General features: G+C 70.5%; 24 protein-coding genes. 17 read left to right on the forward strand and 7 right to left on the reverse strand.

The window, feature by feature from the left end; genetic code table 11:
- The first annotated feature begins 18 nt into the window (after window positions 1–18).
- Both ABZX90_RS41715 and ABZX90_RS41720 read left to right on the forward strand, forming a co-directional pair.
- Window positions 19–1,113, forward strand: coding sequence for an XdhC/CoxI family protein (locus ABZX90_RS41715; RefSeq protein WP_355213488.1), 1,095 nt, complete (start codon window positions 19–21; stop codon window positions 1,111–1,113).
- A 48-nt stretch (window positions 1,114–1,161) separates the two neighbouring features.
- Window positions 1,162–2,412: a TetR family transcriptional regulator gene (locus ABZX90_RS41720; protein WP_355213489.1), complete on the forward strand. Its 1,251-nt coding sequence runs from the start codon at window positions 1,162–1,164 to the stop codon at window positions 2,410–2,412.
- Window positions 2,413–2,457: 45 nt separating this feature from the next.
- On the opposite strand, the gene ABZX90_RS41725 is transcribed toward ABZX90_RS41720, so the two are convergent.
- Window positions 2,458–3,822, reverse strand: coding sequence for an MFS transporter (locus ABZX90_RS41725; RefSeq protein WP_351133202.1), 1,365 nt, complete (start codon window positions 3,820–3,822; stop codon window positions 2,458–2,460).
- A gap of 291 nt (window positions 3,823–4,113) precedes the next feature.
- Between ABZX90_RS41725 and ABZX90_RS41730 the strand changes: the two genes are divergently transcribed.
- The 13 genes from ABZX90_RS41730 (at window position 4,114) to ABZX90_RS41790 (ending at window position 16,844) form a co-directional block, all read left to right on the forward strand.
- Entirely contained in the window at window positions 4,114–5,598 is a 1,485-nt protein-coding gene (locus ABZX90_RS41730; RefSeq protein ID WP_355213490.1) for an aldehyde dehydrogenase family protein, read from the forward strand.
- Between the two features lie 49 nt (window positions 5,599–5,647).
- Window positions 5,648–6,592: a VOC family protein gene (locus tag ABZX90_RS41735; protein WP_355213491.1), complete on the forward strand. Its 945-nt coding sequence runs from the start codon at window positions 5,648–5,650 to the stop codon at window positions 6,590–6,592.
- On the forward strand, window positions 6,589–7,386 hold the full coding sequence (locus tag ABZX90_RS41740; protein ID WP_355213492.1) for an aspartate dehydrogenase domain-containing protein: 798 nt from the start codon (window positions 6,589–6,591) through the stop codon (window positions 7,384–7,386). The genes ABZX90_RS41735 and ABZX90_RS41740 overlap by 4 nt, the downstream gene beginning before the upstream one ends.
- Window positions 7,383–8,171 (forward strand): alpha/beta fold hydrolase, encoded by a 789-nt coding sequence (locus ABZX90_RS41745; protein WP_351133194.1) that lies wholly within the window; start codon window positions 7,383–7,385, stop codon window positions 8,169–8,171. The genes ABZX90_RS41740 and ABZX90_RS41745 overlap by 4 nt, the downstream gene beginning before the upstream one ends.
- A gap of 11 nt (window positions 8,172–8,182) precedes the next feature.
- Window positions 8,183–8,704 (forward strand): cupin domain-containing protein, encoded by a 522-nt coding sequence (locus ABZX90_RS41750; protein WP_351133192.1) that lies wholly within the window; start codon window positions 8,183–8,185, stop codon window positions 8,702–8,704.
- Window positions 8,697–9,452 carry an SDR family oxidoreductase gene (locus ABZX90_RS41755; protein ID WP_351133190.1) on the forward strand — a complete coding sequence of 252 codons (756 nt, stop codon included), beginning with the start codon at window positions 8,697–8,699 and terminating at the stop codon, window positions 9,450–9,452. Before ABZX90_RS41750 ends, ABZX90_RS41755 begins: the two co-directional genes overlap by 8 nt.
- A gap of 19 nt (window positions 9,453–9,471) precedes the next feature.
- Window positions 9,472–10,260: an SDR family oxidoreductase gene (locus ABZX90_RS41760; RefSeq protein WP_351133188.1), complete on the forward strand. Its 789-nt coding sequence runs from the start codon at window positions 9,472–9,474 to the stop codon at window positions 10,258–10,260.
- A gap of 9 nt (window positions 10,261–10,269) precedes the next feature.
- Window positions 10,270–11,895 (forward strand): thiamine pyrophosphate-binding protein, encoded by a 1,626-nt coding sequence (locus ABZX90_RS41765; protein WP_355213493.1) that lies wholly within the window; start codon window positions 10,270–10,272, stop codon window positions 11,893–11,895.
- 37 nt (window positions 11,896–11,932) lie between these two features.
- A complete protein-coding gene (locus ABZX90_RS41770) occupies window positions 11,933–12,871 on the forward strand; it encodes a PDR/VanB family oxidoreductase (protein WP_351133184.1) in 939 nt (312 codons plus the stop codon).
- Between the two features lie 31 nt (window positions 12,872–12,902).
- Complete coding sequence (locus tag ABZX90_RS41775; protein WP_351182283.1) at window positions 12,903–13,127, forward strand: recombinase-like helix-turn-helix domain-containing protein; 225 nt, start codon at window positions 12,903–12,905, stop codon at window positions 13,125–13,127.
- A 2-nt stretch (window positions 13,128–13,129) separates the two neighbouring features.
- Window positions 13,130–14,146 (forward strand): aromatic ring-hydroxylating dioxygenase subunit alpha, encoded by a 1,017-nt coding sequence (locus ABZX90_RS41780; protein WP_355213494.1) that lies wholly within the window; start codon window positions 13,130–13,132, stop codon window positions 14,144–14,146.
- 635 nt (window positions 14,147–14,781) lie between these two features.
- Window positions 14,782–15,237 carry a DUF485 domain-containing protein gene (locus ABZX90_RS41785; protein ID WP_355213495.1) on the forward strand — a complete coding sequence of 152 codons (456 nt, stop codon included), beginning with the start codon at window positions 14,782–14,784 and terminating at the stop codon, window positions 15,235–15,237.
- Entirely contained in the window at window positions 15,234–16,844 is a 1,611-nt protein-coding gene (locus tag ABZX90_RS41790) for a cation acetate symporter (protein ID WP_351133176.1), read from the forward strand. The genes ABZX90_RS41785 and ABZX90_RS41790 overlap by 4 nt, the downstream gene beginning before the upstream one ends.
- A 317-nt stretch (window positions 16,845–17,161) precedes the next feature.
- Here the strand turns inward: ABZX90_RS41790 and ABZX90_RS41795 are convergent, their stop codons facing one another.
- Together ABZX90_RS41795 and ABZX90_RS41800 are read right to left on the reverse strand one after the other, a co-directional pair.
- Window positions 17,162–17,671: a hypothetical protein gene (locus ABZX90_RS41795; protein WP_355213502.1), complete on the reverse strand. Its 510-nt coding sequence runs from the start codon at window positions 17,669–17,671 to the stop codon at window positions 17,162–17,164.
- A gap of 125 nt (window positions 17,672–17,796) precedes the next feature.
- Complete coding sequence (locus ABZX90_RS41800) at window positions 17,797–18,063, reverse strand: hypothetical protein (RefSeq protein WP_355213496.1); 267 nt, start codon at window positions 18,061–18,063, stop codon at window positions 17,797–17,799.
- A gap of 69 nt (window positions 18,064–18,132) precedes the next feature.
- Here ABZX90_RS41800 and ABZX90_RS41805 point away from each other — a divergent pair, with 69 nt between their 5' ends.
- A complete protein-coding gene (locus ABZX90_RS41805; protein WP_355213497.1) occupies window positions 18,133–19,383 on the forward strand; it encodes a hypothetical protein in 1,251 nt (416 codons plus the stop codon).
- 196 nt (window positions 19,384–19,579) lie between these two features.
- On the opposite strand, the gene ABZX90_RS41810 is transcribed toward ABZX90_RS41805, so the two are convergent.
- The 3 genes from ABZX90_RS41810 to ABZX90_RS41820 all read right to left on the reverse strand — a co-directional run bounded on the left by ABZX90_RS41810 (window position 19,580) and on the right by ABZX90_RS41820 (window position 21,306).
- The gene (locus tag ABZX90_RS41810; protein WP_355213498.1) at window positions 19,580–20,503 is read right to left on the reverse strand and encodes a Ku protein; all 924 of its coding nucleotides are present in this window, start codon (window positions 20,501–20,503) and stop codon (window positions 19,580–19,582) included.
- 158 nt (window positions 20,504–20,661) lie between these two features.
- Window positions 20,662–20,865, reverse strand: coding sequence for a hypothetical protein (locus ABZX90_RS41815; protein WP_351133170.1), 204 nt, complete (start codon window positions 20,863–20,865; stop codon window positions 20,662–20,664).
- Window positions 20,866–20,931: 66 nt separating this feature from the next.
- Window positions 20,932–21,306: a DUF6233 domain-containing protein gene (locus ABZX90_RS41820; RefSeq protein WP_351133168.1), complete on the reverse strand. Its 375-nt coding sequence runs from the start codon at window positions 21,304–21,306 to the stop codon at window positions 20,932–20,934.
- Between the two features lie 129 nt (window positions 21,307–21,435).
- On the opposite strand from ABZX90_RS41820, the gene ABZX90_RS41825 reads away from it, so the two are divergent.
- The gene (locus ABZX90_RS41825; RefSeq protein ID WP_355213501.1) at window positions 21,436–22,404 is read left to right on the forward strand and encodes a hypothetical protein; all 969 of its coding nucleotides are present in this window, start codon (window positions 21,436–21,438) and stop codon (window positions 22,402–22,404) included.
- Window positions 22,405–22,622: 218 nt separating this feature from the next.
- On the opposite strand, the gene ABZX90_RS41830 is transcribed toward ABZX90_RS41825, so the two are convergent.
- The coding region (locus tag ABZX90_RS41830; RefSeq protein WP_355213499.1) for a hypothetical protein at window positions 22,623–22,859 on the reverse strand (237 nt) is incomplete at its 5' end.

Genomic DNA, 22,859 nt, shown 5'->3' on the forward strand with positions numbered 1-22,859 from the left:
CAGTCCGAGGTGAGCGATATGCGACACGTCATCGACCAGGCAGTCGCCTGGCAGCGCTCCGGAACCCGCTTCGCCATGGCGACCGTCCTGCGGACGTGGGGCTCGGCTCCGCACGCGCCGGGCGCGTCGATGCTGGTGTCGGAGGAGGGCCGTGTCGTCGGCAGCGTCTCCGGCGGTTGTGTCGAGTCCGCAGTCTGCGCGATCGCGGAGGAGGTGCTCGCGGGCGCCGCCCCGACGGTCGAGCGCTGGGGGGTCGGCGACGAGGACGCCTTCGAGGTCGGCCTGACCTGCGGGGGCACGATCGAGGTGCTGATCCGTGAGGTGGGCCCCGAGGTGCCGCTCGGCCGGATCGCCGCCGATCTCGCGGCCGGCGTGCCGGTGGCTCTGGTCACTCGCGTCGGTGGCGGCGGGGGACTGGCCGTCGGCGGTGGGACGGTGACCGGCTCGCTGGGTGATCCGCAGACGGACCGGGCGGCTGCCCTGGCCGCCGACGGCATGCTGGGACGCGCCGCGAGCGGCCTTGTGACCAGCGGAAACGCTGCGTACGGCGACATCGCCTGCGCACCGCAGCGGGAGCTGCTGGTGCAGTCCTTCGCCTCCCGGCCGCAGCTGCTGATCTTCGGTGCGGCCGAGTTCGCCCGCCCCCTGGCAGGCATCGGTGCCGCGCTCGGGCACCATGTGACGGTCTGTGACGCCAGGCCCGCCTTCGCGGCGCCCGAGCGCTTCCCGGGTGCCGACGAGGTCGTCACCGACCGGCCCGACCGGTGGTTCCGCGCCCGGGAGGATCAGTTCGACGCGACGACCGCGGTGTGCGTGCTGACCCATGACCATCGCTTCGACGTGCCGGTCCTCGCGCTCGCGCTGCGCAGCAGGGCCGGATACGTGGGAGCCATGGGCAGCCGCCGCACGCATGAGGACCGGCTCGCACGACTGCGTGCGGCAGGCACCACCGAGGCGGAAATCGCACGGCTGCGTTCGCCGGTCGGCCTGGATCTCGGCGGTCGGGGACCCGAGGAGACGGCCGTGTCGATCATGGCCGAGATCATCGCGGTGCGGCGCGGCGGCAGCGGTCTGCCGCTCACCGACCGGCTCGGTCCCGTACATATAGTGTGACCGTTTTTGAACGTCTGTTTTTATGAACACTCGTTTAATGTGAGGGCTGTGGATCCAAAGAGCAAGGGCCGTCGAGAGACGGCCACAAGCCCCGTACCCGAGGCGGGGCAGCCCCCGGCCGCGCCGCGCCGTCCCGGCTCGCACGACCCGGAAGGCAATCGCCGTGCGGTTCTCGATGCCGCCCGCCGGCTGTTCGGGGCGCACGGCTACAAGGGCGTCGGGGTCCGCGCCATCGCGGCCGAGGCCGGGGTGACGCCGGGTCTGGTGATGGCGTACTTCGGGACCAAGGACGGTCTGTTCCGCGAGGCGGTCGGAGGCGGAGCGGGCGTCACGGGTGACGTGCTCGGCGCAGACGGCGATGGCGATGTACCGGCAGCCCTTGCCCACGCCTACCTGGACCGCTGGGACCGGCTGCCGGCCGATGATCCGTGGCCCGCGCTGATCCGCTCGGCGGCCAGCCACCCGCCGAGCGCCGAACTGCTGCGCACGATCCTGGAGAAGCAGGTCGGCGCCCCCCTCGCGAGGCTGCTCGGCGACTCGGCCGAGTCGGACGTGCGCGTCGCCATGGTCCGCAGCGTCCTCTTCGGCGTGATCATGGAACGCTATGTCTTCGCGCACGAGCCGGCGGCCTCCGTCCCGACCGGGGAGCTGGCTCCCGCGCTGACGGACGTGCTCACCACCGCCTTCGGCGACGCGCTCCGTCCCGCCCGCGAGCAGGTGCGCGGCACCGAGGTCACGGGCGAGGCGGCGTCCGTACGCGCCGGGAGTCCGGAGGCGGAGCGCCCGCAGACCGAGCACCCGGAAGCCGAGCGCCAAGACACCCGGTGGCCCGTGCCGGCGCCCCCCGCCACCGACGAATCCGCCACATCTCTGTTCGACAGGCTTGGCGAGTGCGCCCAGCGACATCAGGCGCTCGTCGGCAGGACTGTCCGCGAGTACGGCATCAGCCTGCCCGCCTACGAGGTGCTCGCCACCCTGCGCGACGCAGGAGAGCCCTACCGCCGGACGATGGGCGAGGTGGCGGCCGCCGGCACGGTCCGCGCGGGCGGCCTCACCCAGCACGCGGACCGTCTGGAGGCGGTGGGCCTGATCCGGCGGGAGCGCGACGCGAATGACCGCCGGATCGTCCGGCTGTGCCTCACCCCGGAGGGCATCGCGCTGTCCGACCGGGTCTTCGCCGCTCGGTCCGCCCAGGAGCGTGAGCTGCTTGCCGGGCTCGGGCCCGCGGACCGGCGCCGGCTGTCGGGGCTCCTCGGCGCTCTGGGGCAAACGCTCGGGGCCGGTGTCCCGGAGCAGTGATCGCTGCTCCGGGACACCGGCCCCTCTCCCGGCCTGCCGGGTGCGTCAGGAGTTGAGCTCCTCCAGCGTTTTGCCCTTGGTCTCGATCGCGAACCAGGCGATCGCGGCGCCCACCGCTGCCACCACGGCGAGCTGCGCGAAGACGAGCCCCAGGCTGCCGCCCGCTCCGATGATCGTGCCTACGGTTATCGGACCGAGAATGACGCCGAGCCGGTTCCACAGGCCGCCGAACGCCGCCCCCTTGGCCCGGTTGGCCGTCGGGTACATCTCGGGTGAGTACAGGTAGAGCCCCGCGTTGATCGCGTACAGGAAGAACGTCGTGCACGAGGCGAAGACGGCGACCTGACCGCCCGAGGTCGCACCGAGCAGGGCGAGCACGCCCAGCGAGAGCACGGTGCCGACGAGCGCGCCGATCAGGGCGGGCCTCCGGCCGATACGGTCGACCAGGAGGGCCATGATGAGGGTGCCGAGCAGACCGGTGATGTTGCTGACCAGGGTGAAGACGAGCGCGGTGGTCAGATCCAGGTCGAACTGCTTCGTGTAGAGCGACGGCAGCCAGACGGAGATGCCGTGGTTCACGTAATAGGCGACGAACCACAGCCCCGACAGGACCGCTGTACGCCGTAGGTAGCGGCCCTGGAACAGGTCGCGCAGGCGGCCCTGGGACACCTCGTCGGGCGCACCGGCGGCAGGGGCGGGCAGTGGCTCGGCCGTGGCGCGGACGACCTCGGCCTCGATGCGGGCGATGGCCTCCTCCGCCTCCTGCGTTCGTCCTCGGGCCAGCAGCCAGCGCGGGGACTCCGCGACGTGGCGCGGGAGAACGGCGGCGAGCAGTACCGGGAGAGCGCCGAGGACGAACATGGCGCGCCAGCCGAAGTTGGGGACCACCCACACGGCGACCAGGGTCGCGGCCGCCAGTCCCGCCGGGAAGATCATCTCGTACAGCAGGACGAAACGGCCCCGCTTGTCGGAGCGGGCGATCTCGTTGATGTACGTGGCCGCGACGGGCACGACTCCGCCGATGCCGAGGCCCTGGACGAACCGGAAGAGCGAGAAGGTCTCGATGCTGCCCGAGAGGGCGACGGCGAGGCTGGCCAGGGCAGTGACGGCGACGCCCAGTGCGACGGTGCGCACACGGCCGATCCGGTCGCCCATCCAGCCCGCCGCCACGGCGCCGAGCAGCATGCCGATGGAGGCGGAGGTCACGGCGAAGGTGGCCTGGCCGGTGGTCAGGTGCCATTCCTTCATCAGGACGGGAAGTGCGGAGGCGGCCAGCAGTTGGTCGAACGCCTCGAAGAAGGTGACGGCGCCGATCAGAAACCGGACTTTGACGTGCCAGCGTGATTGCGGCAGTCGTTCAAGTCTCGCGGCTATGGAGCCGATTGCTGGCTTGCCGGCCACTGTCGTCATGGAGGGGTTCCTTCCGCGGGCTGAGCAGTTGCCGAGACAGTAGGTTCCAATGGCTAAGCGGTCAATGGTTAAGAGCTTAGGGATCTAGTCTCCGGCGGCTCGGTGTCCATCATCGGTGTCGCGGAGTACGTGCTCAAGGCAAGGAAGGCAACGATTTCGCCCCGGGTTCTTGCGCAGGAATGGTTAAGTGCTTAGATTTCTAGCACTTCGAAGGTTCCGAGTGACGGCACGTGCCCCCTGCGTCCGTACCCGCAGCCCACCTGCCCCCCCACCCCGCCCGGAGGTACACCCGTGCCGCACTTCCTCACCGACATCCTCATCGCGGGCCAGTGGCGACAGGGTGCGGGCGAACCCCTCGACACCATCGACCCGGCGAACGGCCGCATCCTCGCCACCGTCCACACCGCCACAGCCGACGAGGTCGACGAAGCGGCCGAAGCAGCGGCGAAAGCGGCGGCGGACCCGGCCTGGCGGGACCTGCTCGCCCATGAGCGCGCCCGGCTGCTGCACCGCATCGCCGAGCTGACCGAGCAGTCGGCCGACGAGCTCGCCGCGGTGCAGACGGCCGACACCGGCAAGACCCTCACCGAGACCCGCGCCCTCGCGCTCAGTGCTGCAGGCACCTTCCGCTACATGGCGGCAGCCCTGGAGTGCGCCGAGGACTCGCTCACGCCGTCCCGCGGCCCGTACGTCACCATGAGCGTGTACGAGCCGCTCGGTGTCGTCGGGGCGATCAACCCCTGGAACTCTCCCGTCGCCAGCGACGCGCAGAAGATCGCACCCGCGCTCGCCGCCGGGAACGCGGTCCTGCTCAAGCCGGCGGCCTGGACCCCTCTGGTCTCCCTCGCCCTCGGCCGGCTGATCACCCAGGCCCTCGACGAGTTCCGCCTGCCCACCGCCCTGCTCTCGGTACTCCCGGGCAGCGGCCGGGTGGTCGGTGACGCAGTCGTACGCCACCCCCTCGTCGCCCGCATCGGATTCACCGGCGGTACCGGAACCGGCAGGTCCATCGCCACGATCGCCGCCCAGAAGCTCATCCCCGCCTCGCTGGAGCTCGGCGGCAAGTCGCCGACGATCGTGCGCGCCGACGCCGACATCGAGCAGGCCCTGGCCGGCGTGATGTTCGGGATCTTCTCCTCCAGCGGCCAGTCCTGCATCGCCGGCTCACGGCTCTTCGTGGCCCGCGAGATCTACGACACCTTCGTCGGTGAACTCGTCGAGCGCGTCCGCAAGCTGCGCGTCGGCCCCGGCACCGAACCGAGCACCCAGGTCGGCCCCCTGGTGCACCACAGCCACCGCGACTCCGTCGCGGCCTACGTCGACCTCGCCCGCTCCGAGGGCGCACGGGTCCTGTGCGGCGGCTCGGCGCCCGAGGGGCAGCGGTACGAGGACGGCGCGTACTACCTGCCGACGGTCCTGGAAGGACTGCCCAACACCTCGCGCACCTGCCAGGAGGAGATCTTCGGCCCCGTCCTGGTCGCCCTGCCCTACGACGACGAGGACGACCTGGTCCGCCAGGCCAACGACTCCGTCTACGGGCTGGCCTGCGGCATCTGGACCGGTGACCTGCGGGCCGCCTGGCAGCTCGCCCGCCGGATCGAGGCCGGCACGGTCTGGATCAACACGTACAAGCAGTTCAGCGCCTCCACCCCGTTCAGCGGATGGAAGGACAGCGGCCTCGGCACCGAGAAGGGCCGCGACGCGATCCGCGCCTACCAGCGCCAGAAGTCCCTGTACTGGGGCACCTCAGGCCACCCGCTTCCCTGGGCCAACTGACCCGGCCGCACGCACGCACGTCCGTCCGTCCGCCCGTCTGGAGAGACCGATGCACCAACCACCCCCCGGTCCGATCGCCCGGCTCCGCTCACTGCGCTACGTCGAGCTGCACACCCCGGCCTTCACAGAGACCGCCGACTTCTACGAAGAGGTCTGGGGTCTGGAGACCGTCGAGTCGGACACCGGTGCCCGCTGGCTGCGCGGCACGGGCGACGAGCACCACGTTCTCCAACTGTCCGAGCGGGAGCGGGTCGGACTCGGCCGCCTCTCGTTCGCCGTCGCGACCCCAGCCGAGGTCGACGAGGCCGCGCGGCGCCTCGAGGCACGCGGCATCGTCCCCGTCCTCGGGCCCGGCCCGCTGGACCAGGCGGGCGGCGGCTACGGGCTGCGGTTCACCGACCTCGAAGGGCGCCTCATCGAGATCAGCGCCCAGGTCGAGGCGGTCGTCCCGCGCAGCCGGGACGGCGCCGTGCCCGTCGGGGTGACGCACGCCGTGCTCAACACCACCGACATCGACGCCGCAGTCACCTTCTACTGCGAGGTACTGGGATTGCGCGTCTCCGACTGGTCCGAGCACCAGATGGCGTTCCTGCGCTGCAACGCGGACCACCACTGCATCGCGTTCAACCAGGCCGAGTGGACCTCGCTCAACCACGTGGCGTACGAGATGACCTCGGTCGACCACTTCATGCGGGGCCTCGGCCGACTCCGTCACCACGGCATCACCCCCCAGTGGGGCCCCGGCCGGCACGGCCCCGGGAACAACACCTTCTCCTACTTCACCGACCCGTCCGGACTGGTCTGCGAGTACACCTCCGAGGTCGCCCAGATCGTCGAGGACGCCTGGATCGCCCGGGTGTGGCGGCGGGTGCCCGACCTGTCCGACCTGTGGGGGACGGCGGGACCGCCGTCCAAGGAGATCCGCTGCCACATGGCGGGCGCGCCGGACCCCGGCCCGCTCGCTCCCCTCGACGCCCAGGAGGCCACCGCATGAGCACCGTACGCAAGGTCGGCATCGTCGGCTGGGGCGCGATCGGCCGGGTCGTCGGCACCGCCCTCGCCGAGGGCCGGGTGGGTGGCGCAGAGCTGGTGTGCGTCGTCGACAACCGTCCGCTCGGCGAAGCCGCACCGGCGCGGCAGGCCACCTTCGAGGAGGCCCTGGAGGTCTGTGACCTGATCGTCGAGGCCGCGGGCCAGGGTGTCGTACGGGAATGGGGCGAGCGGGTGCTGGAATCCGGCACCGATCTGCTGATCGCCTCCACCGGAGCGCTGACCGACGAGGAGCTCGCGAAGCGGATGCTCGCGGCGGGACCCGGCCGGGTGTACTTCACCAGTGGTGCCGTGGGCGGCCTCGACCTGCTCCAGGCGGCACGCTCCCTGGGCCCGCTCGACGAGGTGCGCCTCACCACCACGAAGCTGCCCGCGACCCTCGAACAGCCCTGGATGGACGAGGAGTTGCTGGCCCGGATGCGGTCGGCGACCGGCCCGGTCGTGGTCATGTCCGGCACCGCCCGCGAGGTCCCGGTCAAGTTCCCCAAATCGACGAATGTGGCTGCGTCCGTCGCGCTGGCCGTCGGCGACCTGGACGCTGTGCGGGTCCAGGTCGTCGCCGACCCGGCGGCGCACCGCACACGCCATGTGATCGAGGCGTCGGGCGCACACGGTGCGTACCGCTTCGAGGTCGCCCACCTGCCCGACCCCGGCAATCCGGCCACCAGCCAGGTGGTTCCGTACGCGGTCCTGCGCAGCCTCGCCGCGCTCGCCGGGCGGACGGGCCAGATCCTGTGAGCGCCCGCGCCGACGTCCACGTCGAAGAGGCCGGTGACCGGGGCCCCCTGCTGCTGTGCCTGCACGGGATCGGCTCGTCGTCGGCAGCGTTCGCCCCGCAGCTCGCCGAACTCTCCTCGTACGTGCGGGTCGTGGCCTGGGACGCCCCCGGTTACGCCAAGTCGCCCGACCCCGAGGAACCGCTCGGCCTGGACGACTACGCGGACGCGGCAGCCGCTCTCATCCGTGAACGCGCCTCGACCGCGCACGTCCTCGGAGTGTCCTGGGGCGGCGTGATCGCCCTGCGGCTCGCCGCCCGCCACCCGGAGCTCGTCGCCTCGCTCATCGTCGCCGACTCCAGCCCGGGCTCCGGCACCGACGAGGCGAAGGCGAAGGGCATGCGGGCCCGGGCCACCGAGCTTGCCGAGCTCGGCCCACGCGCCTTCGCCGAGGGACGCGGACCGCGGCTGGTGTCGCCCGGCACCCCCGACGAGCTGGTCCGCCGGGTCGTGGACACCATGGCCGCCTCGGTACGGCTGCCCGGCTACGCGTACGCCGCCGAGTCCATGGCCGCCGCCGATCTGCGCGCCGAACTCCCCTCGATCGCCGCGCCCACCCTCGTGCTGTGCGGCGAGCAGGACCGGGTCACCGGCATCGAGGCGAGCCAGGCCATCGCCGGAGCCCTCCACAAGACCGCCTACGTGATCGTCAAGGACGCCGGTCACCTGGCCAACCAGGAGCAGCCCGGGCACTTCAACGCCTGGGTGCTCTCCCACCTCCGCATCACCGCATCCATCCCCGAGTAGGAGCTACCCCCATGCCTCTGACGACCACCGAGTACGACAACGGCGGCGACCTCACCGCGTACACCGACTCCCTCATCGCCACGAAGGCCTCCCGCGTGGCGGACTTCGACACCCTCTCCTTCCAGGAGAAGGCCGGCGCCCAGTTCCGCCGCGGCCAGATCCGGTACGTCGGCTCGGGTGCCACCGGCAACCACGAGAACGACAGCCGGATCCTCCCGTCCGGCGGGTTCACCTTCTCCAACATGGTGCTGCCGCCCGGCGCCGAAGGCCCGGCCCACACCCACCACGACGTCGAGGAAGCCTTCTTCGTCCTGGAGGGCGAGGTCAAGGTCGGCATCCACCGCGGCCCGGACGAGGCCGAGTACCGCACTCTCGGCTACCGCGACATGATCGTGGTCCCGGCCGGAGTGACCCGCTCGCTCAAGAACGAGGGCGACACCGACGCCCTGTTCTGCGTCGTCATCGGCACCCAGAAGCCGCAGGTGCCGACCTACCCCGAGTACTCGCCGATGCACGGCGTCACCCGTGGCTGACCAGCCCCCGGCCGACGCACACACTGTCGTCGTCACCGGTGCGGGCCGTGGCCTGGGGCTGGCCATGGCCCGCCGGGCAGGTGCCGACGGCTTCCGGGTCGTCGTCGCCGAACTGGAACAGGAACGGGGCGAGCACGCCGTCGCGGAACTGTGCGCAGAGGGCATCGACGCCCACTTCGTACGCTGCGATGTCGCCGACCCCGACTCGGTGGCCGCGCTGGCCGCCGCCGTACGCGAGATCGGCCCCGTGTACGGCCTGGTCAACAACGCGGCCCTCGCCAACGGTGTGGGCGGCAAGGAGTTCCAGGACATCGACATCGAGGTGTGGGACCGGCTGATGGCGGTCAACGCCCGCAGCCCCTGGCTGGTGTCGAAGGCGCTGTACCCGCTCTTCGCGACGCCGGCGCGGATCGTCAACATCGCCTCGGACGCCGCGCTCTACGGATCCCCCCGCCTCGCCCACTACATCGCCTCCAAGGGCGCGGTCATCGCACTCACCCGTGCCATGGCACGCGAACTCGGCGACAAGGGGATCACCGTGAACGCGGTCGCCCCCGGACTCACCGAGTGCGAGGCGACCGAGACCGTGCCCACCGAACGGCACGACCTCTACCGAATGAACCGGGCCATCTCCCGGCCGCAGCAGCCGGACGACCTCACCGGGATCGTCTCCTTCCTGCTCGGCGAGGAATCCCGCTACCTGACCGGACAGGTGATCGCCGTCAACGGCGGCTTCACCATGAACTGAACTGCAAGGGACACGAGTTATGGATCTGGGACTCGCCGACCGCACCATCGTGGTCACCGGCGGCAGCTCGGGCGTCGGCCTGGCCACGGTCCGCGCCCTACTCGACGAGGGGGCCCGCGTCGCCACCTGTGGCCGTGACGCCGACCGGCTCGCCAAGATGGCAGCCGACCTCGGCGCCGGACACGACCGCCTGCTGACCGCAGTGTGCGACGTCCGGGACGCGGGCGCCGTGGACGACTTCGTCCGCCGGACCGCCGAGGAGTTCGGCGGCATCGACGGACTCGTCAACAACGCCGGACAGTCCCGGATGAAGGGTCTCGATGACTCCACCGTCGAGGACTGGCGCGACGAGCTGGAGCTGAAGTTCGCCGGAGTGCTCAACCCGCTGCAGGCCGCGCGCCCGCATCTCGCCGCCTCCGGCGCGGCGAGCGTCGTCAACATCAACGCGGTGCTCGCCAAGCAGCCCGAGCCCCGGCTGATCACGACGAGCGCCGCCCGGGCGGGCATCCTCAACCTCTCCAAGTCCCTGTCGGCCGAACTCGCCGGCGACGGCATCCGGGTCAACTCCGTCTGTCTCGGCCTCATCGACACCGGCCAGTGGACGAGGCGCTACGCAGCCGCGGACTCCGGCCGGACCTACGAGGACTGGCAGGCGGAACTGGCCGCCGACCGGGGCATAGCCCTCGGCCGCCTCGGCCGGGCCGAAGAGGTCGCGTTCGCGGTCGTCACCCTGCTCTCGCCCCTCGCCTCGTACATCACCGGCACCAGCATCGACGTCTGCGGCGGCGTCGGCCGCTCCATCCTCTGAGGAGACACCATGCGTTACGACAACGGAGGCGATCTCCTCGTCGCCGTCCTGCGGGAACTCGGCATCGACACCGTCTTCGGCATCGTCAGCGTGCACAACCTACCGCTCGTCGAGGCCGTCGACCGCGAACTGCGTTTCGTGCCCGTGCGACACGAGGCATCCGCCGTGAACGCCGCGGACGCCTACGGACGTGCCCGGGGCACGCTCGGCTGCGCACTGACCTCCACCGGTACGGGAGCCGGCAACGCGGCCGGATCGCTGATCGAAGCCCTCAGCGCGGGCAGCTCCGTACTGCACGTCACCGGCCAGGTGGAGAGCGAATTCCTCGGCAGCGGCCGGGGCTTCATCCATGAGACGAAGGACCAGCTCGGCATGCTGAGCGCGGTCTCCGCCCACGCCGCGAGTGTGCCGGACGCCGAGCAGGCGGGCCGGATCCTGCGCGAGGCGGCACGCGCCGCGCTCACCGCACCGGGAGGCCCGGCGAGCGTGGAGTGGCCGATCGACCTCCAGTTCGCGGCCCAGACCGACGAGCCGGCCGAGCTCCCCACAGCCGCCGTCCCGGCTCCCACGGGGAGTGAACTCGCCGCAGCCGGCGCCCTTCTGACCTCCGCCCGCCGCCCACTGATCTGGGCAGGTGGGGGCGTGGTCACCGCCAGGGGCGAGCTGGCCGGGCTGCTGGAGGCTACCGGAGCGGGACTGCTGACCTCGAACTCCGGGCGCGGCGCGGTCCCCGAGGACCACGAGCAGGTCATCGGCAACTTCGCCACCACCCCCGCGGTGCGCGCCCTGCTCGCCGACGCGGACGTGCTGCTCACCATCGGCACGCACTTCCGCTCCAACGAGACCGCCGACTACACCCTGGAACTCCCCGGGGCGCACATCCAGATCGACATCGACAAGGACGCGCTGGGCCGGGTGTACCCCGTCGCCCACGCCCTGCACGGCGACGCCGCCGCCACTCTGGCTGCTCTGCTGCCGCACGCCCGGCCCTCCGAGAGTGGCTGGACGGATCGCGTGGGCGCCGTACGCTCCGAGGTGCGGGCACTCCTGCACGACAACATCGGACCGCAGGCCGCGATCTGCGACGCGATCCGCGCGGCGCTGCCCCGCGAGGCGGTCGTGGCGCGCGACGTCACGATCCCCTCCAGCAGCTGGGGCAACCGGCTGCTGGAGATGTACGACCCGCGGGACAACGTCTTCCCGCGCGGCGGCGGCATCGGACAGGGGCTCGGCATGGGCATCGGTGCGGCGCTCGCGCGGCCCGACGCGCCCACGGTCGTCATCGCCGGCGACGGCGGACTCGCCGTCCACCTCGGCGAGCTCCTCACCCTTGCCCAGGAACGGCCCCGGCTGACCCTGATCGTCTTCAACGACGGCGGCTACGGAGTCCTGCGCAACATGCAGGACCGCTACAGCGAGCGCCGCTCAGGGGTCGACCTGGCCACCCCCGACTTCGAACTGCTGGCCCGCGCCTGCGGGTTGTCGTACCTGCGGATCGCTGCCGAGGACCACGCCGGCCCGGTGCTCGCCGAGGCCGTCGCCTCCAACGGTCCGACGCTCGTCGAGGTCGATCTGACGGCACTCGGACCGATGAAGGTCCCGTTCACCCCACCCGTGAGGATCCCGGGCCAGTAGCCCGGTCACGTCACTGCCGGCAAGGAGGCAACAGGCCATGAGCGAGCACTCGCTGCAGCTGGTCGTCCATCGAATGACCTGGGAGGCACAGGGCGTGCTCTCCGTCGAACTGACGCACCCCGACGGCAAACCCCTGCCGGCGTGGACGCCCGGCGCACACCTCGACGTCCATGTCGGTGGCCAGGTACGCCAGTACAGTCTGTGCGGCGACCCGAACGTGCCGGACGTCTACCGCATCGGTGTGCTCAACGAACCCGCCTCGCGAGGCGGTTCGCGGTTCGTGCACACACAGCTGCGCCCCGGGCAGCCGGTCAGGGCCTCCGAACCGCGCAACCACTTCGCGCTGGAGGACGCCGACGCCTACCTGTTCGTCGCCGGAGGCATCGGGATCACCCCGCTGCTGGCGATGGCCGGGGAGGCGGCCCGCCGGGGTGCCGCCTGGCGGATGGTCTACGGAGGCAGAGAGCGGGCGTCGATGGCGTTCACCTCCGAACTCGCCGCGCTCGGCGGCGATGTCACCCTCGTCCCGCAGGACGAACTGGGCCACATCGACCTGGATGCCGCGCTCGCGGAGCTGCCCGACGGCACGCTGGTGTACTCCTGCGGTCCCGAGCCCCTGCTCACGGCCGTCGAGGCGCGCTGCCCCGAGGACCGGCTGCGCCTGGAACGGTTCGCCGCACCGTCCGTGGAACGCACCGGTGACGACGAGGAGTTCGAGGTCGAGTGCCGCACCTCCGGGGTGACCCTCACCGTCGGCGCAGGCACCTCCATCCTCGACGCCGTCGAGGGCGCCGGCATCGACGCACCGAGCTCCTGCCGTGACGGGATCTGCGGATCCTGCGAGACCCGGGTGATCGAGGGCGCCCCCGACCACCGGGACTTCCTGCTCAGCGAGGCCGAACGTGCCACCTGCGCCACGATGATGATCTGCGTCTCGCGGTGCGCCTCACGGAGCCGGCTCGTCCTCGACCTGTAACACCTTTCCCCCCGCACTTCAAGGAGACACCGTGACCGACACCTGGCCATACCTGGACGTCCACCAGTCCCGTACCCACGAGCCGACCCCGTACGAGTACAAGCTCGCCGCGACCCTCGAGGAGGTCTTCACCAAGGAGGGCCACGAGCTGGCCGACGTGGTGCGCGGACTCAACGCCCGCCAGGTCCACGCCGGCGACGGCACACCGTGGACCGAGGAATCCTTCCGCGCCGAGATGAACCGACTGGGAGCCTGACCATGACGCTGTCGTCCTCCGCCACGGCGGACCACATCTACGCCACCGGCCTGCGCAACCAGTGGCACCCCGTCGTCCCCTCGCACTTCGTCGCCTCCGGCGCGATGCGCAAGGTGACCGCGCTCGGCGAGCAGTGGCTGCTGTTCCGCCGCTCCGACGGCGCCCTGTCCATGCTCGCCGACCGCTGCCCGCACCGCGGTGCACCGCTCTCACTCGGCAAGCACCTCGGTGACCGGGTCGCCTGCTGGTACCACGGCGTCGAGGTCGAGTCCGACGGGACGGTCTCCTCCGTTCCCGGGCTGCCCGGCTGCAGCCTGGAGGGCAAGAAGCTGGTCACCTCGCTGCCGATTCGTGAGGTCGCGGGCGTGATCCTCGCCTACTTCGGCGACGAGGAGCACCCGGAGCCTGTCGAACTGACGCTCCCGGAGCCTCTGACAGACCCCGAGGTGGACGCGTTCCTGTGCTACGCCGAGTGGAACTCACCGTGGCGCTACGCCGTGGAGAACCTGCTCGATCCGATGCACGGCGCCTTCCTCCACCACGATTCGCACACCATGTTCGATGGTGACACCACGGCCAAGTTCCGTATCCGGGAGACCGACCGCGGCTACTTCTTCGAGAAGACCGACCAGCGCGGCGTCAACTTCGACTGGGTGGAGCTGTGCCGCACCGGCGTGGACTGGGTCGACCTGTCCATCCCGTACCCGCCGTCGGCCGGCCCCGGAGGACCGTTCGGGATCGTGGGCATGGTCTGCCCTGTGGACGAGCAGCGCAGCGGCGTCTTCTTCTGGCGCTACCGCCGGGTCGAGGACTGGCAGCGCGCCTCCTGGCGCTTCCTCTACCGGACGCTGATCGAGAAGCGCCACTGGGAGGTCCTGGAACAGGACCGCGTCATGCTGGAGGCCATGCCGGCGGACGCCGACCAGCGGGAGAACCTGTACCAGCACGACCTGGGCGTGGTGCGGCTGCGCCGGCTGTACCGTGCGGCGGCCCAGACACAGTCGTCGGCGGGTGCCTGACGGCTCGCCGTTCATCATTGAGGATGAGCGGGGCGTCGATGCCGGCGTCATCTGCCAGGGATCGTTCTACTTCTCGTGGCTGATGGATCACCGGGCCGAGTTCGAGCACCTGGTCCGCGACCGGCTCGGGAGACTCACCCCTGGCCCAGCCGGGCTGCCGCCCACACCGCGATTCGAGTGGATCGAGGGACCCCGTTGCCCAATTGCTTATGCGGCGAGGTCGAGGGTGGCGAGGTGTGATGTGCGAGTAGTTGCCCGGTCCACCAGGCATCGAGTCGGAGCGCAAGCCGCTGGAGGAGGTCTCACCTTGATGATCAGCGGCCGGCCTCAGAACGGGCCGGCCGAAACCAGCAGGGCATCCGCCACCGCACTCGTCCTCGCCGTCGACAGTTGCGCAGCCGCAGGGAGCTCCCGGCCGCTGCACCGGGTTCCCGAGCTCAGCCTTCCGCGTTCGGCGGCAGCCCGCGCCAGAGGCTTCCGAACCGCGGCCCTGAAGCTGACCGAACCCATGGGCACCCCATGGTCAATTGGTCTGTACTAACTCTCGCCAAGACTGATGCGCACGGGTAGCGTGCGCTCACCCCCCGCTTCCCTTCGGTCCCACACGGGCCCTGAGCCACACAAGGAGAAACGGGATGCCAGACGACTTCGGGTCCCCCGAGTACCCGCCGCACCGCCGGGCAGCGCCGCACGGCCCCGCGCCCTACTTGTCCCCCTCGTATGTCACTTACCCCTGGCAGCCGCAACCGGAGTCCGACAGGGGGACGACGCCGCGCCATCCGGCACTCGGCCACCACAGCGACCTGCGCTTCCTGCGCAGTGCCTACCGCTCCCTGCGGCGCGTTGCAACGTGCACGGCGCTCGGGTACTTCAGCCTCTTTCTCGTCCTGTCCGCGTTCGCGCCTTCGCTGATGACGGGCACCGTCTCGGGCGGTCTGTCCACGGGGCTGCTGCTCGGACTGATCCAGGTTCCGATCACCTGCTTGGCGATCGGGCTGTATGAGTACACGGCGCGCCGCAGGGTCGATCCGATCGCGGACCGGATCCGCAAGCAGGCCGAGCTGGACGCCAAGCGGGGAGCTGGACGGTGACCGGTTTCAGCAGTTCCGCGCAGGCGATGTCTTTGATGGCCTTCACGACGGTCGCCACGATCATCCTGCTGCTGTGCGTGATGACAGGCCCCGACGGAGACAACCTCGACGAGTTCTACACGGGGTACGGATCGCTGTCGCCGATGCGCAATGGCCTCGCCATCGCCGGTGACTACATCTCCGCCGCGACGGTCCTGTCCACGGGCGGGGTCATCGCGCTCGACGGGTACGACGGCGTGGTCCTGGCGCTGAGCATAGCCCTCTCCCTCATGCTGCTGATGTTCCTGCTGGCCGAACCACTGCGCAACGCGGGCCGGTTCACCATGGGTGACGTGCTCGCACGGCGGATGCCCGGACGCGCGGTGCGCATCGCCGCGTGCACAGCCACCATCGCGGCGCTGGTACCGATGATGCTCATCCAGCTCGCCGGCACCGGTGATCTGCTGGCGTTCATCCTCGGCTTCTCCAGCGACTCGCTGAAGACCGGGTGCATCGTGGGCGTCGGCGCGCTGATGATCAGCTATGCAGCGATCGGCGGTATGAAGGGCACCGCCCTCATCCAGATCCTGAAGATCGTGATGCTGTTCGGCTCCGGTGCGGTAGTCGCCGCACTGATCCTGCGGCAGTTCGACTGGGACATGGGCAAGCTGTTCTCCGCCGCAGCAGCACACAGCGGGGTGGGGCCGGCTTTCCTGCACTCCGGTCTTCAGTTCGCCGACGGGCCCAACCCTCGCCTCGACATGATCAGCTCAGAGATGACCGTCGTCCTCGGCGGCGCCTGCCTGCCGCATGTCACCATGCGCATGTACACCGCGAATAGTGCCCGCCAGGTGCGCCGGTCGATGTCCTGGGCGGTGCCGTGCGTGGCCCTCTTCATGCTGATCACCATGATCGTCAGCTTCGGCGCGACGGCGCTGATCGGGCGCGCGACGATCGCAGGTGCCGATCCGACGGGCAGGACCGCCTATCTGCTGGGGTCGCGGGCCGCGTTCGGGACAGACGTGTCGTCGACCGAAACCTTCCTGTTCACCATGGTCACGACGGCGCTCTTCCTCACTCTCCTGGCATCCGTCGCCAGCATGATCCTGGCCTGCGCCAACACCCTCGCGCACGACGTGTTCGGCAGTCGGCGCAAGGTGACGACCCCCCGCCGCGAGATGACCCTCGCACGGGTGTCCGCCCTGGCGGTGGGCGCCCCCACCATCCTGCTGGCCACCCTCGTGCAACACCACAATCTGCAGCCGCTGGCCCTGCTGTCGGCCTCCCTCGGCGCATCCGCGCTGGCACCGGCACTGGTCTACAGCCTCTTCTGGCGCCGCTACACCCGCACGGGCCTGCTGTGGACCCTGATCGGCGGCACGCTCGTCACCATCGTCCTCATGACCGGCACCAATCTGGTCTCCGGTTCCCCCTTCTCCGCCTTCCCCCAGTCCGACTTCAACTGGTTCCCGTTCACCACCACCGGCCTGGTCTCCATACCCCTGGGCTTCGCGCTCGGCTGGGCAGGGACCGTGCTTTCCGGGCGGCGGAAAGCGGAGGAACAGCGCCGGCAGTACGAGGCGGTCGAGGCATGGATCCTTGCCGGGGTGGCACGACGAGGAAGCTGACGCCCCAGCCGCCACAGCGCGGGGCACGCCGGGGACGTGGCAAGGCCCCGGCCCCGAGCGGGGCTGGGTGGCCGACTTCACCCACGTCACCACTTCGCCGGCGTGGCCTACGTGGCCTTCGTCGTGGACCCTTTCTCCCACCGCATCGTCGGCTGGTCGGCAGCCACATCGAAGGAGACACCGCTCGTCCTGGTCGCCCTCGAGATGGCTCTGTGGCAACGCGACCGAAATCAACGCTCGTAACAGGGAGGCGAGTTGATACCTCACTTTGACGCGGGGTCACAGGGCGGATTCAAGTGGTTGGCGCAATACCTCGATCATGGAGGCGTTGATGGGCGGGCCAGCGGGGTGGATGGCGGAGTTGACCGGCAGGTCACCGATGAAGTCGCCGGGCAAGCCGTCACTGCGACGCGATGCGGAGTGGTTGTTCTGGCGTGAGATCGGCCGTAGTAGCGGCTGACGGTCCGGGCCAGCTTCCGTTGGATCACCCGCAGCATTCTGATCGTCGCCGCGTCGTCGCGCCCGGTGGTCGTTGGCCATTCGACGCCCGAGCCGGCGAGGTCGCTGACGAAGACGATCTCTGTAGCCAGAAGTGTCCGAGCCCAGTCCGCTGCGCCGAGTGGGGCGTCTTCGCCAAGTGCGTACCGGAGCCTTTGACACTGATCGAGCAGATCCTGCGCGCAGGCGAACCCCATGCCGACGGCGAGTTGATCGCCGCAGCGTGCGGGACCGCCCCACTCCAAGAGCGCACGAGTCAGCAGTTCGACCTCGTGCTCGGCCAACAGCTCGCTGGCTCTCACCAAGCCCTGCGACACAGGTTCACCCACGCCCCGTCATCCGCCAATGCGATCGGGCCCGGTGCCTGGCCTGCACGGACGCCATGTCCCACCGGATTGGGGATGCCATTGGCCGTCGCAGCCGGTCTGGAACTTCACTCGAAGCCTTCGGGTGATCACGCTACCTGTCTCTTGAGCCGCCTCCAGCAGATGAGGCCGCATGCCAGCGAGACGAATGCGTCGTGCAGTTCAAGACGTCGCTCCCAACGGACGGCGAGACGTGTGACCTGGTGGAGCAGGGCGAAGGTCTGCTCCACGACGCAGCGGAGCCTGCCCAGGCCCTTGATATTCGGGGCGCCCGTACAGGAGATCACCGGCATGATGCGCCGACATTGCAGCTCCCGCCGCACGGCCCTGGAGTCGTACGCCTTGTCACCCAGCATTGATTCGGGGCGGCGCCGCTGTGCACCTCACACAACAAGATCGGCCGGACAGTGATTAGGCTCCCCCTCATGCTGACCAGCGAAGACGAGGCTGTCAGGCGCCTAGCCGCCGGATTTGCTCTGGACGAGGCGCTCGATGTGATGGACCCGGAGTCCTGGATCGGCCTGGACATCGGTGTGCGCGAACTGGCCTGGCAGTGGCCGGAGCTCTTCCACTCGAACGCGTCGCCGTCCGGGCGACGGCTGAACTGGAGCCGGGATGCGTCGCCTCCCACCGTCACTTGGCCCCGGAAGCCCGGTGACGCCGAACTCGCCCTCGCCCTCTGCCACCCCGACGGCCGGGTCCGCGAGGCCGCGCTGGGCCACGCCGAGGAGCGGCCCGCGCTGCTTGCGCTGGTCGTCATCCGTTGCGCGGACTGGGCGGGGCCGGTACGCGATCGGGCCCGCGCGCTCTTGGCCGAGGCGCCACCGCACCGGCTGGCCGCGCACGCCGCGCTGATCCTGCGGGTCGGCGGCCGCTCACGGGGCGGCTTCACCCAGGAGCTGCTGACCGGGGCGCTGCGCGCGGGCCCGGCCGCGCAAGCCGAGGCGCTGCTCGACAGCGGCGACCGGGCCACGGCCCGCCTCGCGTACCGCGTCGCCGTCGAGCGGCGGTTGCTCCCCATCGCGCGGCTCGCTCAGATTGCCGCCCGCCACCGCGACGTTGTGGTGCAGGACCTGTGCGCCGCAGCGGCCGTGGCCGCCCTCGGCGAGGGCACCTTCGAGGAGTTCGCCGAGGGCGTGGTGCCGCTGCTCGCATCCCGGCAGCCCCGGGTCAGGTCGGCGGGGGTGACAGCCCTGCGCCGGGCCGGGCGGCACGCCGATGCCGAGCCGTATCTCACCGACCGGTCCGCCGTGGTAAGGGCGTGCGCCCGGTGGGTGCTGCGGCAGGGCGGCACGGACCCGGTGCCTCTGTACCGCGCGCTGTGTGCCGACCCCGCGGGAAGCCGGCCTGCCGCCGCGGTGGGCCTCGGCGAGTGTGGGATGCGCGAGGACGCGGACCGAATTCGGGCGCTCCTCGCGCACCCGGTCCCTGGCGTTCGTGTCTGCTCGGTGGCCGGGCTGCGGGCACTGGACGCGGTGCGCGTCGATGACGTACGACCGCTCCTGGACGACCCATCGGCGGCAGTGGTCCGGCAGGCGACTGCGGCCCTGTTGCCGTGGGCCGACTGCGTACCGCAGGAGTTGCTGCGCGAGCTGCTGACCGAGGATCGTCCGCGCCACCAGCGGGTCGCGGCGATCCGGCTGCTGCGGGCCGTCGGGGTGCACGCTCAACTCTGACGCGCGTCCCAGACGAGATCCGCCGGACGGGCCCTAGCCCCGGGGCGACGACGATCGTGACTCTCCGATCAGCCTGCCTCGTGATCCCGTTCCTGCCGTGAGCTTGACGAGCAACTGGTCTGGTGCGTCAGACATCGGTGGCCTCGTCCATACGCCCGCCCGGGCCAGCCCAGACGCTGCTGGATGCTGAGCAGGTTCAGGCGCTGCGCTGCGGCTTGCGAGGTGTCGTCTTCTTGGCTGCCTTCTTGGCGGGCTGCTTCTTTGCCGTCTTCGTGGCCGTCGCTTTTTTGGCTGCGGTCTTCTTTCTGGGCATGTCGTGGACGGTGGCGTCCTCGCCGCGGGAGGCCTTGGCCTTGGCCACGGACTCTTTGAGCGCGGCCATCAGGTCGACGATCTGCCCGGGCGCTTCCTCGGGTTCCTCGGCCGTGGGCGGTTCGCGGTTCTCCCGTTTGGCGTCGATGAGCTGCTCCACCGCTTCCGTGTACCGGTCGGTGAATTCCTCGCCTTCCAGGTCGTCGCGGGTCAGCCGGTCGATGAGCTGCTGAGCCTGGGCGATCTCGCCCTCGGTGAGTTCCACTTCTTCGGGTTTCAGCTGGGACGGGTCGCGGATCTCGTCGGCCCAGCGCATCGCGTGCAGGACGATGACGTTGTCGCGCACCCGGAGCAGGCCGAGGCGTTCACGCCCCGACCAGGCGTACTTTGCGACGGCCACCTTTGACGACCGCTGCAGGGCCTGCCTCAGGAGTGTGTAGGGCTTGGCTGCCACCTGGCCGTCGGGCTCCAGGTAGTAGCCCTCGCCGATCTGGATCGGGTCGATGGAGTCCAGGGGCACGAAGGCTTCGATCTCGATGGCTTTCGCTGTGGGCAGCGGTATCTCCCGCAGCTCCTCGTCGAGCACGGGGATGATCGTGTCCTTGCCCCACTGGTAGCCCTTGCCGATCTCGGACTGGGCTACCTCGCGGTCCTCGATCTCGCAGATCTTGCGGTTCCGCACTCTGCCCATGTCCTCCAGGTGGACCTGGTGGAAGTGGACGGAGTGGTCCTCCCGGGCCGACACCATGTGGATCGGCACGGTGACCAGGCCAAAGCTGATGGCGCCGGACCAGATGGTTCGGGGCATGGGGGACCTCCGCGACAAGCCCCGAGGTCTTCAGCCTAGAAGCAGTCGCAGGCCCAAGCGCGGCGAGGCAACGCTGGCTGAACGGGGGAGAGGCGGCATCGGTCGTGAGTGGTCAGTCGAGGATGCGCAGGGCTGCCGGGCCGTGCCGCGGCAGGTGCTTACGGGCGGGTGCTGGTGAAGCGGACGGTGGAGCCCCAGTTCTCCTGGGCGGGGGCCAGGCACCACTGGCACAGGGGCATGCCGCCGCTGCCGTACTTGTGGGTGCGTCGCTGACAGCCGGAACACGGGCCGACCAGGCTGCCGGGGCAGGTGAAGGTGGAGGGGTCCGGTTCGCTGACCGGTGGCGGGGGAGCGGTGATCATCAGAGTGTCCTGGTTCGCATGATTCGTTGGCAGATCACCGCGAACGCGGAAGGCGCAGGCTGCCGGTCAGCGCATCGCGGTGGAGGGGGCCGGGCCGGCGGATAAGTCGAGGATCTCCAGCGCGGTGTCGGGCTGGCAGTGACCGCAGGCGCGTACGCCCGAGGTGAGGAGCCGGCGTGCTTCGTCGCGCGGGACGGGACGCCGTCGTTTGCCCGCCGCGTAGCAGCCGCCGACGTGCACTTCGATGGGCGGGCGGCCGTTGCCGATGCCGAGTTCGACGACCCAGTCCGGTTCCGCGGGCCGGTTTCGGCGGCCCTGTTCTTGTTCGGCCTCTCGCTCCTGGAGGGCGGCGATCTTGGTGTCGATGCGCTGCAGCCACATGGCGTGCCACACCCGCAGGGTGAGCAGTCGCGCCAGGTCAGGCGGCAGGTCATCGAACATGTATCCGATTCTAGATCCAGAGGTCACCAGGCTCGCCACCTCGCGTGTTCGAATTCTAGTTCGATAACATGGGGTGGAGGTGGTGGGGCTGTGGAGACAGAGACCGAAGCGCGACAGGGGGCGAGTGTGATGCACGTGCGCTGCCCGGACCGGCTGCCGGAGGACCTCTACCGGCAGGTCCTCGAGCAGATGGCGGAGCTGTCGCCGGTCGTCCAGGCGCTGCCCCCGACCGCCGCCCAGGCGGAGCTCAGGGGCGCGCTGCGCTACCACGGCGTGGACGCCGCCCGGCTGGGGGAAGTGCTGCGGGTACGGACCGTCTCTCGGCTGGGCGTCGACGTCCGCGTCGGGATCGGCCCGTCCATCACCGTCGCAGCCACTGCCTCCGGCCAGATCACCGGCCCCGGCGGCGTCCTCACCATCGCACCCGACCAGGTCGCCGACTGGCTTGGGTCCCTTCCGGTCGAGGCCCTGCACGGCATCGGACCCCACCAGGCTCAGGCCCTCCATGACTACGGTGTCCACCGCATCGGCCTGCTCGCCGCGATCCCGCCCGCCACCGTCCAGCGCCTCCTGGGCGGCCGCGCCGGACGACAGGCCGCCGACCGGGCCCGCGGCATCGACCCCCGCCCCGTCGTCCCCCGCACCCTGCCCGCCACCGCGAGCGTCAGCCGCACCTTTCCCCGCCACAGCCTGGACGGCGCCGCCGTCCGCGCCGCCCTCCTCGACACGGTCGTCACCCTCGCCCACCAGCTGCGCCGCCGCGGTCAGGCGGCCCAAGGTCTGACCCTGACGCTGCGTTTCGCCGGAGGCGCCAGCTGGGAGAAGACCCGGCGGCTGGCGGAGGCCTCCGCACACGACGACGACCTGCGCACGATGGCGTACCGGCTGATCGACGCGGCAGGACTCCAGCGCGGCAGGATCACCGCCATCACCCTGAAAGGCGAAGACCTTGTCTCCGCCGACCGGGTCGCCGAACAGATCAGCCTCGACCAGGCACGCGAAGCCCGCCTCGTCGCCGAAGAGGTCAGTGACCGCATCCGCGCCAAATTCGGGCCTGCCGCGATCCGGCCCGCCACCACCCTCCTGCGCGTCTCCTGATCCGCCCGAACCCATTACGGCCATCGGGAGTTCTGTGATTGGGGCGCGTCCGGTACCGGCTCGCCCTCTGCCGGGGGCTATGTCGCCCCTGCGGTTCGCCTGGCTGCAGGTGAACTGGATCGGTCGTGATGCGCCTGAGAGCCCGTCGGGGGCTGGGCTGTGTTGCCTGAAGCGTGATCACGCGGCGTCCCTCGCCGGGGCCGGTGCCCCGGGGCATGTCACAGCGCGAACGCCGGGATCCCGGGGGTACGGGTCACACCGCACGCCGCCCGTGCCCGCGAGGGTGCCGCGGGCGGCGGCGTGAGGGCCGGGCCGATCAGCGGCATGACGGCCGCCAGCATCTCTGCCTCGCTCGCGGTCCCGTCCACGACCAGATCGGCCGCTGCCCGGGAGGGCGTGACGTGGGCTGCGTGGCGGTCCCTGCCGGTCTGCAGATAGTTGCGCAGGGACAGTCG

The organism is Streptomyces sp. NPDC002935, from assembly GCF_040611295.1.
In the GTDB taxonomy this organism is placed as follows: domain Bacteria; phylum Actinomycetota; class Actinomycetes; order Streptomycetales; family Streptomycetaceae; genus Streptomyces.

What these genes read in the sequence shown, in the direction of transcription:
- ABZX90_RS41715 (WP_355213488.1), top strand. Translation starts at nt 19, where the DNA reads ATGCGACACGTCATCGACCAGGCAGTCGCCTGGCAGCGCTCCGGAACC.
- ABZX90_RS41725 (WP_351133202.1), bottom strand. Translation starts at nt 3,822, where the DNA reads ATGACGACAGTGGCCGGCAAGCCAGCAATCGGCTCCATAGCCGCGAGA.
- ABZX90_RS41735 (WP_355213491.1), top strand. Translation starts at nt 5,648, where the DNA reads ATGCACCAACCACCCCCCGGTCCGATCGCCCGGCTCCGCTCACTGCGC.
- ABZX90_RS41740 (WP_355213492.1), top strand. Translation starts at nt 6,589, where the DNA reads ATGAGCACCGTACGCAAGGTCGGCATCGTCGGCTGGGGCGCGATCGGC.
- ABZX90_RS41750 (WP_351133192.1), top strand. Translation starts at nt 8,183, where the DNA reads ATGCCTCTGACGACCACCGAGTACGACAACGGCGGCGACCTCACCGCG.
- ABZX90_RS41760 (WP_351133188.1), top strand. Translation starts at nt 9,472, where the DNA reads ATGGATCTGGGACTCGCCGACCGCACCATCGTGGTCACCGGCGGCAGC.
- ABZX90_RS41765 (WP_355213493.1), top strand. Translation starts at nt 10,270, where the DNA reads ATGCGTTACGACAACGGAGGCGATCTCCTCGTCGCCGTCCTGCGGGAA.
- ABZX90_RS41770 (WP_351133184.1), top strand. Translation starts at nt 11,933, where the DNA reads ATGAGCGAGCACTCGCTGCAGCTGGTCGTCCATCGAATGACCTGGGAG.
- ABZX90_RS41780 (WP_355213494.1), top strand. Translation starts at nt 13,130, where the DNA reads ATGACGCTGTCGTCCTCCGCCACGGCGGACCACATCTACGCCACCGGC.
- ABZX90_RS41785 (WP_355213495.1), top strand. Translation starts at nt 14,782, where the DNA reads ATGCCAGACGACTTCGGGTCCCCCGAGTACCCGCCGCACCGCCGGGCA.
- ABZX90_RS41800 (WP_355213496.1), bottom strand. Translation starts at nt 18,063, where the DNA reads ATGCTGGGTGACAAGGCGTACGACTCCAGGGCCGTGCGGCGGGAGCTG.
- ABZX90_RS41805 (WP_355213497.1), top strand. Translation starts at nt 18,133, where the DNA reads ATGCTGACCAGCGAAGACGAGGCTGTCAGGCGCCTAGCCGCCGGATTT.
- ABZX90_RS41810 (WP_355213498.1), bottom strand. Translation starts at nt 20,503, where the DNA reads ATGCCCCGAACCATCTGGTCCGGCGCCATCAGCTTTGGCCTGGTCACC.
- ABZX90_RS41815 (WP_351133170.1), bottom strand. Translation starts at nt 20,865, where the DNA reads ATGATCACCGCTCCCCCGCCACCGGTCAGCGAACCGGACCCCTCCACC.
- ABZX90_RS41820 (WP_351133168.1), bottom strand. Translation starts at nt 21,306, where the DNA reads ATGTTCGATGACCTGCCGCCTGACCTGGCGCGACTGCTCACCCTGCGG.
- ABZX90_RS41825 (WP_355213501.1), top strand. Translation starts at nt 21,436, where the DNA reads ATGCACGTGCGCTGCCCGGACCGGCTGCCGGAGGACCTCTACCGGCAG.